The sequence below is a fragment of the Methanoregula sp. genome (genome assembly GCF_028679125.1).
Classification (GTDB): Archaea; Halobacteriota; Methanomicrobia; order Methanomicrobiales; family Methanospirillaceae; genus Methanoregula.
Genome location: NZ_JAJRCG010000009.1, coordinates 50,146 through 64,440 on the forward strand (window position 1 = coordinate 50,146; position 14,295 = coordinate 64,440).

General features: G+C 54.0%; 12 protein-coding genes. 10 read left to right on the plus strand and 2 right to left on the minus strand.

All coding sequences use genetic code 11. The annotated features are described in order from the left end of the window. The first annotated feature begins 90 nt into the window (after positions 1 to 90). The 6 genes from LUQ43_RS07910 to LUQ43_RS07935 all read left to right on the plus strand — a co-directional run bounded on the left by LUQ43_RS07910 (position 91) and on the right by LUQ43_RS07935 (position 5,427). On the plus strand, positions 91 to 831 hold the full coding sequence (locus LUQ43_RS07910; RefSeq protein ID WP_299966021.1) for a heparan-alpha-glucosaminide N-acetyltransferase: 741 nt from the start codon (positions 91 to 93) through the stop codon (positions 829 to 831). Between the two features lie 852 nt (positions 832 to 1,683). Then, the gene (locus LUQ43_RS07915) at positions 1,684 to 2,526 is read left to right on the plus strand and encodes a hypothetical protein (RefSeq protein ID WP_299966024.1); all 843 of its coding nucleotides are present in this window, start codon (positions 1,684 to 1,686) and stop codon (positions 2,524 to 2,526) included. Between the two features lie 75 nt (positions 2,527 to 2,601). Continuing rightward, positions 2,602 to 3,282: a CRISPR-associated endonuclease Cas6 gene (locus tag LUQ43_RS07920; RefSeq protein ID WP_299966026.1), complete on the plus strand. Its 681-nt coding sequence runs from the start codon at positions 2,602 to 2,604 to the stop codon at positions 3,280 to 3,282. 97 nt (positions 3,283 to 3,379) lie between these two features. Further along, on the plus strand, positions 3,380 to 3,865 hold the full coding sequence (locus LUQ43_RS07925; protein WP_299966029.1) for a GNAT family protein: 486 nt from the start codon (positions 3,380 to 3,382) through the stop codon (positions 3,863 to 3,865). Next, on the plus strand, positions 3,862 to 4,422 hold the full coding sequence (locus tag LUQ43_RS07930) for a cysteine hydrolase family protein (protein WP_299966031.1): 561 nt from the start codon (positions 3,862 to 3,864) through the stop codon (positions 4,420 to 4,422). The genes LUQ43_RS07925 and LUQ43_RS07930 overlap by 4 nt, the downstream gene beginning before the upstream one ends. 84 nt (positions 4,423 to 4,506) lie before the next feature. Next, positions 4,507 to 5,427 (plus strand): EamA family transporter, encoded by a 921-nt coding sequence (locus LUQ43_RS07935; RefSeq protein ID WP_299966033.1) that lies wholly within the window; start codon positions 4,507 to 4,509, stop codon positions 5,425 to 5,427. 37 nt (positions 5,428 to 5,464) lie between these two features. On the opposite strand, the gene ade is transcribed toward LUQ43_RS07935, so the two are convergent. Together ade and LUQ43_RS07945 are read right to left on the minus strand one after the other, a co-directional pair. Continuing rightward, positions 5,465 to 7,087 carry an adenine deaminase gene (gene ade, locus LUQ43_RS07940; protein ID WP_299966035.1) on the minus strand — a complete coding sequence of 541 codons (1,623 nt, stop codon included), beginning with the start codon at positions 7,085 to 7,087 and terminating at the stop codon, positions 5,465 to 5,467. A 47-nt stretch (positions 7,088 to 7,134) separates the two neighbouring features. Then, entirely contained in the window at positions 7,135 to 7,491 is a 357-nt protein-coding gene (locus LUQ43_RS07945; protein WP_299966037.1) for a hypothetical protein, read from the minus strand. A gap of 272 nt (positions 7,492 to 7,763) precedes the next feature. On the opposite strand from LUQ43_RS07945, the gene LUQ43_RS07950 reads away from it, so the two are divergent. The 4 genes from LUQ43_RS07950 (at position 7,764) to LUQ43_RS07965 (ending at position 14,198) form a co-directional block, all read left to right on the plus strand. Further along, positions 7,764 to 8,651: an AAA family ATPase gene (locus LUQ43_RS07950; RefSeq protein WP_363318506.1), complete on the plus strand. Its 888-nt coding sequence runs from the start codon at positions 7,764 to 7,766 to the stop codon at positions 8,649 to 8,651. Further along, complete coding sequence (locus tag LUQ43_RS07955; protein ID WP_299966040.1) at positions 8,642 to 11,005, plus strand: methyl-accepting chemotaxis protein; 2,364 nt, start codon at positions 8,642 to 8,644, stop codon at positions 11,003 to 11,005. Before LUQ43_RS07950 ends, LUQ43_RS07955 begins: the two co-directional genes overlap by 10 nt. Positions 11,006 to 11,008: 3 nt before the next feature. Then, positions 11,009 to 11,479 carry a chemotaxis protein CheW gene (locus LUQ43_RS07960; protein ID WP_299966043.1) on the plus strand — a complete coding sequence of 157 codons (471 nt, stop codon included), beginning with the start codon at positions 11,009 to 11,011 and terminating at the stop codon, positions 11,477 to 11,479. A gap of 73 nt (positions 11,480 to 11,552) precedes the next feature. Continuing rightward, positions 11,553 to 14,198 carry a methyl-accepting chemotaxis protein gene (locus LUQ43_RS07965; RefSeq protein WP_299966046.1) on the plus strand — a complete coding sequence of 882 codons (2,646 nt, stop codon included), beginning with the start codon at positions 11,553 to 11,555 and terminating at the stop codon, positions 14,196 to 14,198. The last annotated feature ends 97 nt before the right edge of the window (positions 14,199 to 14,295 follow it).

Consider the following 14,295-nt stretch of genomic DNA (forward strand, 5'->3'; position numbering starts at 1 on the left):
AGGAGAATTTACGGTCAGATGCTTAATGATATCCCTGTAGATGCGGGCCAATCCGTTATGCATATCACGCCATGAGGTGAATGATGGAGCATGAATTCCGCATCGCGCCTGTGGGAGATCGATTCTGCCCGCGGGATCGCGATCCTCATGATGATCGTCTTTCACACGGTCTTCGATCTCAGCTTCTTTGCGATCTATCCGGTTGATGTTGCAACCGGGTTCTGGCGGTATTTTGCCTATGCGACCGCGTCGCTCTTTCTCATGATCGTGGGAGTCTCGCTCGTTGTCAGCTACGCAAAGGCCAGCGCACGGTTGTCCGGATTTCCTCTTGCAAAAAAATTTATCCTTCGCGGTGCCGGTATTTTTGCGCTGGGGCTTCTCGTCACCCTTGCCACGTGGTTCTACCTGCACGAAGGATACGTGATCTTCGGCATCCTGCACCTCATCGGGGTTGCGGTGATCCTCTCGCCCCTCTTCTTCCGCTTCAAAACGCTGAATATCCTGCTCGGGCTCGCGTGCATCCCTGCCGGTTTCCTGATCTCGCAGGTGAGCGGCCCGGCCTTCCTGCTCCCGCTGGGGATTATGCCCGCTGGTTTTACGTCCGTTGATTACACGCCGCTCCTGCCATGGTTCGGCATGGTGCTGATCGGCCTGGGTCTTGGAGAATTCCTGTACGCGGGGGGCGTCCGGCAGTTCTCCCTCCGGTCATTGCCGGACTTCGTTGTCTCTCCGCTCTCGTTCCTGGGCCGGCACTCGCTGGTGATCTATCTTGTCCACCAGCCGGTGATCATTCTCCTGCTTGCCGCGATTACCGGCACGAAGGTCTTGTAATTCTGCCGGTGAATGGTACCTGGCCTCCATCGTACCCCCCTTGAAGACCAGTACTATTTGGAGCCCAAATCAGCCTCCGTTTGTCAAAAGGACGATTTGCATTTCCGGTTGGAATGGAACCGTTGTCCACGCCAATGGAATATCCCGCAATTTGGGCGTATTTTTAAAAACGGGGCAAAATTAACCCCACTTGAACCTGCATTACAGCGAGCGTCCAGCGCCCCCTTTTTTCAGACAGGTTTCGGGACGTGAAAAAATATCCTCTGGCCGGAGGCCGCTATGGCCGTTTTAGAGGGGGGTGCCAGATTTCACGCCGGAGACTGGGACGCGACCTGTCTGCACTCTCAAGGATTCATGGACGGGACATTTCAAAGAAAATCCGTGCAGCACAATCGTTCCTGGCCGGCTTAAAATAAAAAAAAGGTGATTGTGTAACATCCACCAAAAGTGCGATAAACCTGAACCTAAATTTTCATTACCGCTCTTGGGGGCTCCGGCAAGCCTCCGCCCCCGTCGCTCGGGCATCTCCCAGTTGCGATAGTGCCGTATTACCTGTACCTGTGTGTGCCCCAAATTAAGGTAATGCCGAGGCATCGCAATGCGCCCCGTCCCCCTTGGGGGACTGGCGGCGCAAGAGGGGGGCTGTATTTTTGTGTGCTCCGGAGCGCAAATCTAAAAAAAACTGTATTGGCTCAATACTATCCATGGGTTAGTAGTGGACTTTACTTAATCACCAAAAAAGTACTGAACATCATTTCTCCCCCGGGTTTTCCTCACACTTCAGCGTGCAGTACTTCAGGACTCACCCAAAACTACATTTTTTCCAGACACGCATACATCAGAATACAACCCATGCCCCAGCTTCTCCGAACCCTCTCAATCCTGCTCCTCATCAGTGTCATCCTTTTTTCCGGATGCACAACGATCCATGAGGGAAAAAAGACCGATGGTAACCTATCGCAGACTCCCGGAGTTCCCGCTGCGTCCTACAAGGCCACCCTCAACCAGCCCAATGCGCAATCCGGGTACATAAAAATGGACTCGGATGTGTACAATATCGGCGAGGTTGTTGAATTCACGGTTACGAATGACGGCTCCGGCACGCTTGCGTGTGCGGGCAATCAGCCCTCGTTCTCGGTAAAATTCCAGACCGGCAATGGAAAGTGGGCAACGCGGATGGGAACGGAGCAGCCCAATGAAACAGAAAAGTCCTCGCTTGCTTTTGGGAATTCCACGCAGGTGTACCGTTTTGTGACGGAAGGATGGGAACCGGGCCGGTACCGGATCGTACACGACTGTGGTGTCGAGCGCGAGATCCTGATACGGGCATTGCCGGTTTCAACACCTGCCCCTGCTGCCTGCCTCACCGGTAATACCACTAACACGACGCCATGGATTACCATTGATCCTCCCGGCGACCAGTACGAATCCCGCTCGTTTACCCTTCAGGGAACGACAAACCTCCCGGCCGGGCAGGAACTGGACTGTGCGATCTTCTCTGTCCTGCCGGAGGATCCGGATAATGCTCTTGCCCGGGAGGCGTCGTTCACAACCCGGGTGGAGGAGGGGAGTTGCGGCACCAACACGTGGAGTGCATCGGGAGAGATCCAGACAACCGGGGAGTTTTTCTTCTGGATCTCCGATGCCGGGCGGAACACGACCGCTATCAAACGGTTCACGGTACTTTCCGTCTGAACCGTGATATCCAAAAAGTCAGTTGAACAGGTAATCCCTTATTTCCCCGGGCATCCCTGTTGTATGTGAACGTGCATGATCCTTCCTGTCTTCACTCTGGTTCTCGAACCCGCAAATCCCCTCCAGTTCTCCTTACCTGACTTCCGGTCGTGCCTGAACCGGCACCTGGCGGAGTACCAGGCTTCCGGGCAGGCGGGTCTTCCTGAATCGTGCATTCACCGGTACCCTGCCATCATGTGCAAGCAGGTAAGGAACGATCTTATGCTGATCGGTATCTGCCAGGGTGCACGATTTCTCATGACGCTGGCCGGAGAAAATGCAGAAATTATACCCGGCACAAATGGCTGCAGGATTGTTTCACGCGATGAGGCAATACGTGATGAGGAGTTCGGGACGTCCGGCGCGAGCTGCGAATATGAATTTCTGACTCCCTGGATTGCCCTGAACCAGCAGAATGCAAAAAAATTCTATGACCTGAAAGGCAAGCCCGCGCGCGACGCCTTCATGCAGAAGATCCTCACCACGCACCTGAACACGCTTGCAAAATCCCTTGACTATTCCCCTGGTGAACCGGTTACCTGCGTGCCCCACATCCGTTTCATACGGCAGCGGATCGATCGCGAGAACGTGATCGTATTCCTGGGAAAATTCCGGACAAACCTTCGCATTCCGGAGTATCTTGGGATTGGCCAGTCGGTTTCTCAGGGGTACGGGACGGTGCGGGCGGTTCTGGAAATACATGAAATGTCCCTGTGAACGCGGGCACATTCAAGGATTCTCTGTCTCCGCCCTCATAGATCCGTGAGGGAAAGGTCCTGCTTTTTTCTCCTTGCAGCAAATACTATTCTTATCCATGATCACCATCCGCCCGCTCCGGCCGGACGATATTTCCCGCATCAAGTCCTGGCCCCCCTATCCATTGGAATTTGCCATGCTCGATTACTCGCTCCGTGACGGTGGCTGGCTCGATCTCTATTACCCGGTTACCGGAACGGTTGTTTTTGTTGCTGAAGATGATCGCGATCTGGCCGGGTTCTCGATCCTGACCCGCGAACCCGATGGAACCGCGGAATTCCGGATCGCGCTCCACCCGCAACGGCTCGGGCATGGACTGGGAAAGACCATCGCCCGGCTCACCCTTGAACGCGGGTTCGCCGACCCGGCCCTGCATGCGATCCGGCTCATTGTCAGGAAGAATAATCCCCGGGCAGAACGATTGTACGAATCACTCGGGTTCCGCCCGGATGGCGAGTGCACAGAGATTGTTCACGGAGACCCCGTGGCATTCCGGCGGATGCTTATCGACCGGGCAACCTTTGAGGGAGCGGACACACCATGAGCGAAGCATTGCTGGTCATCGATGTCCAGAACGAATATTTCACCGGGAAAATACCGGTCACGTACCCGCACGGCAGCATCGTGAATATCCTGCAGGCAATGGACGCTGCACACGCGGCGCACGTGCCTGTTATTATTATCCAGCATGCGAACCGGGCGGCCGGTGCGGCAACGTTCGTGCCCGGAACCCCGTCATGGGACCTGCACCCGGAAGTACAGAAGCGCCCGTACGATCTCCTGATCGAAAAGACGTTCCCGGGAAGTTTTACCGGTACGCCTCTTGAGCGGTGGCTTGAGGAGCAGGGCATCCGCACCCTCACGATTGCCGGCTACATGACCCAGATGTGCTGCGACACGACCGCCCGGCAGGCATTCCACCGTGGGTATACGGTGAAGTTCCTGTCTGATGCGACCGGCACCCTTTCGATCACGAACAGTGCGGGTGTGATCAGCGGTGCCGATCTCCACAAGGCCATTCTGATCGCCCAGCAGATGCGGTTCTCGCAGGTCATGACAACGGAAGCGTGGATCCGGGCTCTCCCCATCTCCTACCAGTAACCGGCCCTGCCCGTGCTTCTTTTCCTGCCCGGACAACAAACCCGATAATCATCAACTGCCAATAAGTCACCGGATAGTTCCGCCATGTTCTGGGCATTTCTTTCCGGTATTGGTGCGTGTGCCGATGCTGCATACTATATCGTCAATAAAAAATTCTTGCAAACCGTGGAACCGGACCTGCTGGCGGCGTCCGGATTCCTCTTTACAGGAGTGTTTCTCCTGGCAATTGCGGTTGCCCGGGGTATTCCCCTGCTTGGCCCGGACTTCTTCATTGCCGTTGCGGCCACCTGTGCTATCAATGTTGCCGGTACCACGCTCGCGTTCCGTGCGCTGAAATCCACGGATATTTCCCTGGCCGTGCCGATGCTCTCGTTCACGCCGCTCTTCCTTGTCGTCACCGCGGCGCTGATGCTTCACGAGATTCCGTCCCTTATCGGGATTCTGGGGATCGTGATCATCGTTGCCGGATCGTATGTCCTCAACACATCTGCGGAACATACCCGGATTTTTGATCCCTTCCGGGACATGGTCTCGCACCCGGGCATTTTTGCTATGCTCGTGGTCTCGTTCCTGTACGCCATTGCCATCGGGTTTGACAAGATGGTGGTGCTGAACTCCGACACGGTCTTTGGATCCGGCGTGGTATTCTTTATCCTCGGGTCTGCGTTTCTTGCAATCTTTCTCCTGAAGCATCTCATCCGGAGAAACCCTTCGGAAACCCGTACCGGTGAATCCGGTTCTTTCGCCGGCTTCCCTGTCCACCAGTCACGCAGTCTCCTTACGGCAGGGATAGTAATCGCTCTGTTCCTGACCCTGGAATCCATTGTCATCAACACGGCATACCTCGACCAGATCGTTCCCTATGTCAGTGCCATCAAACGGATGAGTATCATCATCACGGTGCTGTATGGTGCCCTGGTCTTCCGGGAAGAAGAGATCCTGCGGCGGGTATCCGGGGCCGGCCTGATGGTATTTGGCGTGGTGTTGATCCTGCTCTTCCCGTGATCGTCAGAATCCGTCAATGAAGTACTTGAGGGATCACTCAAATGAACAGGGAAACATCCCGGAACATGGCGCTGTCGAAGACACCCCGGTTGGTGATGCGCAGGGACGGGATCACGGTAAGGGCAAGGAACGAGAGGTACATAAACGGATTCCTGATGCCACCCATACGGCCGGTTACTTCACTCAGATCGCTGAGCCTCCGGACAACATCCTCATAGGGAAGTGTTGACATAAGCCCGGCACAGTCGAGGGGCAGGACTGAACTATCCGGGCCGAGAATTGCGACCATGGCCCCCTGTGCCCCGATCACTTCACGTATCGCGTTCCGGATTGCATCATCGCTGGTGCCGACAGCAACAATATTGTGCGTATCGTGGGAGATGCTGCATGCGATGGCGCCATTACGGAATCCGAAGCCATGGACCAGGCCGACTCCCGCGGGAAGATCGCGGTACCGGCTGCAGACAACGACTTTGAGAATGTCCCGGTCAAGGTCCGGTATATCATCGGCATTGCAGTCGTACGTGAGGGATTCGGTTACGATCTGGCCGGGTACAAGGCCGATCACCCGCGCCATGCCATGGCCGGTGATCCGGATGGTCCCGGGGCCGGAGGGAGAACAGCGGATGGTGGGGGGAAACGCGGACTGTGGTGCCGGTGACGCAGCGGTTACTGCTGCACCCTTTACGAAAACCTCCCGGATTCCGAACTTCTCCGGGTCATCGATGATACAGAGATCCGCACGTCGCCCGGGGGCAAGTGCGCCCCGGTCTGCAAGACCGAACCGGTCAGCAGGGGACAGCGTTGCCATGCGGATGGCGAGTCCTGGGTCGAGCCCGCAGGCTATCGCTTTCCGGATGCACCGGTCGATATGCCCCTCATCCATGAGCAGGTCTGCGTGGCAGTCATCGGTGGCAAAACAACACCGTGAGACCGTTGCAGCGGTTACCAGGGGGATGAGCGCCTCGATATTCTGTTCTGCGGAACCTTCGCGGATATAGATATACATCCCTTTTTTGAGTTTCTCCTCTGCCTCTGCAAAAGTTGTACATTCATGATCGCTCTGGAGACCGGCGAGGATGTAGGCATTGAGGTTTTTTCCGGAAAGACCCGGGGCATGCCCGTCACGGATCGATGAGAGTGCGAGTTTCTCCGAAATAGCGCGATCTGCTGCAAGTATTCCGGGGACATTCATCATCTCGCCAAGTCCGAGGATGCCCTCTTTTCCCATGAACCGGTGCAGGTCTGCTGCTTCAAGCACAGCCCCGCCAACATCGGCCGGGGTTGACGGGACGCAGGACGGGAGCATGTACTGGATATCGATCGCCGCGTTCTGCCGTGCAGCCCGCATATATTCAATACCCTCCGCCCCGGCAACATTGGCGATCTCGTGAGGGTCCGCGATGACCGTTGTCGTCCCGTGCAGGGCGACGAGCCGGGCATATTCGGGAGGAGTGAGCAGGGAACTCTCGATATGGACATGGGCATCGATCAGTCCCGGGACGATATATAATCCTGAACAGTCCCGGGTCTTTTTTCCCTCATAGTCCCCGATTCCGAGGATAGTACCGTTTTTTATCGCAAGGGTACCCGTATCCCATGATCCGGTAAACACGTTGTAGAGAAATGCATCGTCAAGAACCAGATCTGCGGGTTTCATGCCGCAGGCGGCATCGATCATATCTTTTGAAAAAGGTTCCATGGCAATCATACCGTAATATCGCGGATCACGGCGGTCTTCCGATCGCCGTCTTTGAGGATATACACATAGAGTTTGTAATTACCGGGTGAAAGTCCCACAGGTACTGCAACCGTGTTCTCCCCCGTTAAAAGAGATGCCGGTGCACTGACCACGCCATACGGTTCCTGCGTCAGGCCGGTAATCCGGTAGATGGTCACCTGAACGTGGACATCCGCCGGATTTCCCGTATTGCTGATGTTCACGAGAACCGACCGGTTGTCGTACCACGTATCACCGATGCCGGTTGAAACGCAGCCGGCACAGAGAATAAGTACCATGAGTGCAGCGGTTCCGGCAAGTACGGCAGATGGGTGACCTGTCATTAACCAGATGTACCCGTGCTATCATAAAAATCCTGTCGGGTGTCTACCCGGCCCGGTCAAGTCAACATGGAATACCACCGGATACACGGGGAAAAAACCATATCACAAGAATGATAAAAAGTATAGTGTCATGCGAATCGTGTCAATTATGTATAAAAAAGCAAAATCTTTAGTGAATATTTAAAAAAATGCGTAATTGACATTCAAAAAAAATCCATATCTTATTATAGTATGGTATATTAAAATCACAATCAGGTGATATCATACCCGTCATTACTTTTTCCCACCACAAGGGTGGCACTGGCAAGACCACTTCCTGTCTTAACATTGCCGGTTTCTTAGTTAAGGCTGGGAAAAAGGTCCTTGTTGTAGATTGTGATCCGCAGGCAAACGCTACCGCCGGTCTGGGGTACAGTACCCAGTCAGCGGGCAGGAATATGTATGATGTGTTCCTGAGCGGCTTTGAGGAGTTTCCCGAGACAAAAATGTCGGATATCATCCGGAAAACCCCGTCGGGAATCGATCTCGCCCCGTCGCACCTGGATCTTGTTGGTGCCGATCCCTGCCTTTACCGCAGGGAAGGGCGTGCCGGCATCCTCAAGGCAGCGCTTGCTCCACTTAAGGATCAGTATGACTTCATCTTTGTGGATACACCCCCGAGCATGGGGCAGCTGGTAATCAATGGTCTCTTTGCGTCCGATCGCGTCATCGTTACCCTTGATTCCGGAACCTTTGCCCTAGACGGGGTGTCGACATTATCAACCATCTTTGGGGACATGAAAGAGGATCTGGGCAGGGAAATCCAGCCGGATATTGCCATCGTCACCCGGTGGGGTGAGGGTGGAGCCTCTTCTGTCTCCCCTAATGAGACTCCGGAGAAAAAGGATATCTTCCTGTATCTGCGGGATCTCTTTTACAAAACACCCGCGCCGACACCGGAGGAAATCCGGACGGCTGACGAACAGAAAGCCGAACACGAACGGTTGCTCTCGATGCTCGTTGAGATCAAGAGGCTGTTCCGGACGGTATATACCGTGCCGTACTCTCCCCTCATTTATGAAGCACAGAAACGGGGACTTCCGATCTCTCATTTTGCACCGGATAGTAGTGCAGGTGCGGCTTACAAGACCATAATGGACGACGTGATACAATGGAATTGAACGAGTTAGAGGCAATTCTTGCACGAGCGAATAAAGGCGATTTTTCAAAGAAGATCGATGAACGGAGTGTTGACCCCGAATTACGATCACTTGCACAGCAGATAAACCGTGCAATTGACAATCTTTCAGAAGCTGCGGATACCAAACGAAAATCCGATGTGATGATCCGGGACAATCCCCTGGCAATCGCAGTACTCCGGAAAGATAAGAGCCGGATCTCCATCAATAAACAATATGAGATCGCATGGCGGGGAACCAACGAAGAGTTGATGAAGAAGAAGCTCTACGACTTCGACATCACGGTTCTGTCCGGTGAGCATTTCTATGCCTGTTTCGAGACCAAGAAACTTGCCGTAACAGAAGCGATGGTCAAGTTCCCGGATGGCGTCAAGAGTTACCTCACGCTCTACGCGATCCCTATCCTTGATGATGCCGGCGAGATTGATGGTGCGTTCTACGTCTGGGTGGATTACACGGATCTCCACGAGAAGATGGATGCCGTAAAGGAGATGGAGCACCGCGTCGATACGATGATCCGGGACAACCCGCTTGCAATTGCCGTGCTTCGGAAGGACAAGAGCCGGATCTCGATCAACAAACAGTATGAGAAAGCATGGCGGGGAACCAATGAAGAGCTGATGAAGAAGAAGCTCTATGACTTCGACATCACGGTTCTGTCCGGCGAGCATTTCTATGCCTGTTTTGAGACCAGGAAACTTGCCGTAACAGAAGCGATGGTCAAGTTCCCGGATGGCGTCAGGAGTTACCTCACGCTCTACGCGATCCCGATTCTCGATAATGCCGGTGAGATTGATGGTGCGTTCTATGTCTGGGTGGATTACACGGATCTCCACGAGAAGATGGACGCTGTCAAGAAGATGGAATACCGCGTCGATACCATGATCCAGAGCAACCCGCTTGCGATTGCCGTGCTCCGGAAGGATAAGAGCCGGATCTCCATCAATAAGCAATATGAGATTGCATGGCGGGGAACCAACGAAGAGCTGATGAAGAAGAAGCTCTATGACTTCAATATCACCGTTCTTTCGGGGGAAGACTTCTATGCCTGTTTCACGACAAAACGCCTGGCAATTACCGAGGCGCTGGTCACGTTCCCTGACGGAGTGAAGAAATATCTCACCCTTAATGCGATCCCGATTCTTGATGAGGCCGGAGAGATCGACGGTGCATTCTATGTCTGGGTTGATTATACCGACGCTCACCTGAAGATGGAAGAGATCAAGCAGCTGATGGACAGTTCACAGAAGCAGTCCGAACTCCTTTCCCGGAGTGCGAGCGACCTGGGCAAATCCATGAACCTGATGGCACAGGGAGACCTCCGTGTGCATGCCGATGTCCATGAGGGAGATCCGCTGGGTGCACTCAAGACCGATTTCAATAAGGCCATTGATTCGATCCGGACGGTAATCCTCGAACTGGAGAAGGCAGTAGCCCAGATGGAAGCCACCATGAAGGATACGGGCCGGAGTACCGCCGAGATCACCAAGTCTACGGAACAGGTGGCCGTCCAGACCCAGAAGTCAGTTGAAGGCTCAAAGAACCAGCTCGACGGGATCGAGAAAGTCGGCAAGGAAGTATCGGATCTCTCGGCATCGATTGAGGAGATTGCCAGCACTACGCACACCCTGATGGAGCATTCCCAGAAGGCAGCGAAGGAAGGCAACCATGCTGCCGAACTCGGGAAGACCGCCACTACAAAGATGAAGATGGTGGAGCAGATCTCCGGGGAGAGTGTCACGGAGATCAATGCCCTGAACGATCGGATGAAGGAGATCTCCAATATCGTCAAGATGATTGCGGATATCTCCAGCCAGACCAACCTGCTTGCGCTGAATGCTGCCATTGAAGCGGCCCGGGCCGGTGAACACGGGCGCGGATTTGCGGTTGTTGCCGGTGAAGTGCGTAACCTTGCAGGAGAATCCAAGAGTGCAACAAACCAGATCGGGGAGCTCATTGGATCCATCCAGGACAACAGCAACAAGACCGCTGATGCCATCAAGAGCTCGTATCATGAGATCCAGTCGGGTATCGAGAGCGTAAACAAGACCATCGAGGCACTCAACCAGATCACCTCCGAATCAAATATTGTTGCGCAGGGTGTGACCGAGATCACCAAGGCCACTGAAGAGCAGGCCAACGCCACCACCCGGGTCATGGAAGGTATGGAGACCACCCGCACGATCACCCGTGAGAACCAGGAACGGATGGAAGACATGGCCGCACTCGCTGAAGAAACCAGCGCATCTACCGAAGAGATTGCCAGTGCGGCAGCGGAACTTACTTCAATGGCCGAAAGACTAAAGAAGTTAATGGGACAGTTCAAGCTGAGGTGAATCGTGGCGGCAACAGTTGATATCGTAGAATTCGAACTGGGTGGCGAGAGGTATGCCCTCGACATCCAGCTGGCGCGGGAGATCGTGGAGATGATCCCCATCACCCCGATTCCCCGCGCCCCTGCTTACATCTCCGGGGTCATCAACCTCCGTGGTGAGATTACCAATATTATGAATCTCAATACGCTGCTTGGCCTTCCGGACCAGGAGATCCGGAACAACCAGAAGATTATCGTCCTGGTTCCTGAAGCGGCCGGCGGGAGCAATATTGGTATCATTGTCGATGATGTGAGCAGTGTCATCCAGATCTCCGAGGCAGATGTGGATAAGATCGGCCAGGGCTTTTCATCCGAGTTCTCGTCATTTGTAAAAGGGATCATCAAGATGAAGGCTGAAGATCAGGATGAAACAAAAAAGAACCTCATTATCTGGATCGACATGGAGAAGGTCATAAAAGATCTCGTAGAGAAATAATCCTTCACGAATTTGTAGTTATCAGGTACTGGAAGGTACAGATGATTTTTCAAAATACGGGGGTGGCATTGATTTGACAGAACGACCAGGAAGAAAAGCCCTTTTCAGCGGAGCGGTAACCCCGCCATCGTCGCCGGAACCATCAGGATCAACAGAAGAGATTGCCGAGCATGTCCGCCAGCTGAATGAGGAGATCGCAGCAGGTCTCTCATCAGCCGTGGCTGGAAGAGAGGTAAACCCTCTGGATGCCGTGAAGTTCGGAACCGAATATGCCACGCTCATCGGTGCGGTGAATGCAGCCTTTGAAAAACTGAAGGCCGACCGGATCTCTCCGCTGCCACAACCTGCCGAATCGCCCATGCCCCGGGAAGTGTCCGAGCCAGCGGCACCTGCGGTGCCGGTGGCGGATTTCAGCAGAGAGTCAGCTCAGTATGAAGCGATCATCCGCGAACTGAGGAGCAGTCTTGAAACGATGGTTGACCGGAACCCCGTCCCGATGCTGGTCACCACGCCGTCATTTGTTATCACCGGGGCCAACGATGCGTATGTCCAGATGAGCGGCCTGCAAAAAGAGGAGTTGGTGAACACCAGCCTCTCCTCATTCCGGCTCAGTTCCCAGACCGGGGAGGGCGCAAAGATCGCACTCACAGAAAAACGCCGCTCGTTTGGCGAAGTTGTTGTTGAACTGCCCTCAGGTCTGCATGTTCTGGAACAGTACGCTCTTCCCATGATCGGGGATGATGGATCAGTTTCGTCCCTGCTCTTTGTCTACTGGGATGTGACTGCGCAGAAGAAAAAGAATGACGAGATTGAGCAGCTCCGTCACCGCTCCGAGACTATTGTCCAGCAGAACCCGATGCCAATCCTCCTTGTTGACAAGGCATTCAACATCCGTGTCGTGAACGAGGCCTATATCACGTTCAGCGGGATCAAGCGGAACGATCTCCTGAAGATGAACCTGCGCGATTTCAGGATCCTTGAACAGACCGGGGAAGGTCTGAAACGGGTGATCAGTGACCGGCAACGCTCCAAAGGGGAGGTGCTGGTGGAGTTCCCGTCAGGCATACGGAGGCTCCAGCAGTACGGTATTCCCATCCAGGATGCGGGCGGGAGTATTTCCAGTATCCTGATCGTGTACAATGATATCACGGAAGATCGCAGGAAACTCGATGAGATCAATGCAATGGTTGCGAGCCAGCAGAAGAGCCAGCAGGATCTCCAGAAGAAGATGGATGAGGTCGCCACCCTCAAACAGCGTTCCGATATCATCATCAAACAGAACCCGATGCCCATCATGCTGATGGATACCTCGTTTAAGATCTTCATGGTGAACGAGGCTTATATCCAGCTCTCGGGTATCCCGAAGGAACGGCTCATCGGCATGAGTGCCAAGGATTTCCATATCTCCAGCCAGAAAGGTGACGGCTTAAAGAAAGTCATCAATGAGAAGAAACGGTGTTTCGGTGAGGTTACCATCGAGTTCCCCTCAGGGATGCGGATCCTTGAACAATATGGTATCCCGATCCAGGACGCGAAAGGAGATCTCACGAGCATTCTTTGCGTGTATAATGATGTAACGCAGCAGCGCGGGCAGGAAGTAAAGATCCGGGAGATGATGGATGCGGCAAAATCCAATGCCGAGCTGCTCACGGTCAGTGCCGCGGAATTGCAGACAGCGCTCGCACAGATCGCAGCGGGGGACCTCACTTATCGCGTGAGCATTGACGAAGCCGATCCCCTCATCAGACTGAAGGTCGATTACAATTCTGCCGCAGAAGCGATCTACACGGTTTTAACCGGCCTTGTCGATGCCATCAGCCGGCTCGATGGTACAATCAAGGAAACCATCAAGAGTACAGAAGAGATCGCAAAAGCAACGGAGCAGGTTGCACTCTCAAGCCAGAAATCCGCGGACAATGCAAAAACGCAGATTGACAGCATCCAGAAGATCTCCAACGAGGTCTCCGAGATCTCCGCATCTATCGAACAGATCGCGAGCACGTCTCATGATGTCATGACCCATGCGGAACAGGCTTCCAAGGAGGGGGCGGACGCTGCCGGGATTGGCAAACTTGCGACCAGCAAGATGCAGATCGTGGAGAAGATCTCCAAGCAGAGCGTGGACGAGATTATTGCGCTCAATGATCAGATGCGCCAGATCTCAAAAATTGTTAATCTTATTGCGGATATCGCCAACCAGACCAACCTGCTGGCCCTCAATGCTGCGATCGAAGCGGCCCGGGCCGGCGAACACGGCCGGGGTTTTGCGGTTGTTGCCGGTGAAGTGAAGAACCTTGCCGGTGAATCCAAGAAGGCGAGCGGCCAGATCGAGACGCTCATCCGTTCCATCCAGGCGCAGAGCGAACAGACCTCGACGTCTATGAAGCAGTCGTTTGAGGAGATCAAGAGCGGTATCGACAGTGTGAACAAAACAGTTGACTCGCTCAACCGGATTGTATCGGAATCCACTATCGTATCAGCCGGTGTGGGAGAGATCACCAAGGCGACTGAAGACCAGGCCAAGGCTACCAACCAGCTGATGATGGGGGTAGAATCATTCAGTTCGCTGACCAAGGAGAACCAGCAGCGTATGGAGGAAATGGCAGCACTTGCTGAAGAGACGAGTTCTTCAACCGACGAGATTGCCTGTGCCTCCGAAGAACTTGCGGCAATGGCAGAGCGCTGCAGAACGGATATGAAAAAGTTCCGTCTCAACTGACGGGACTGTTTCAAATATCAGTAACCGGATTTAATAATCCGGGGGAAAATCACCCGGTCCGGATGATCACAGGTACCTATAAAAAAACAACAGACAC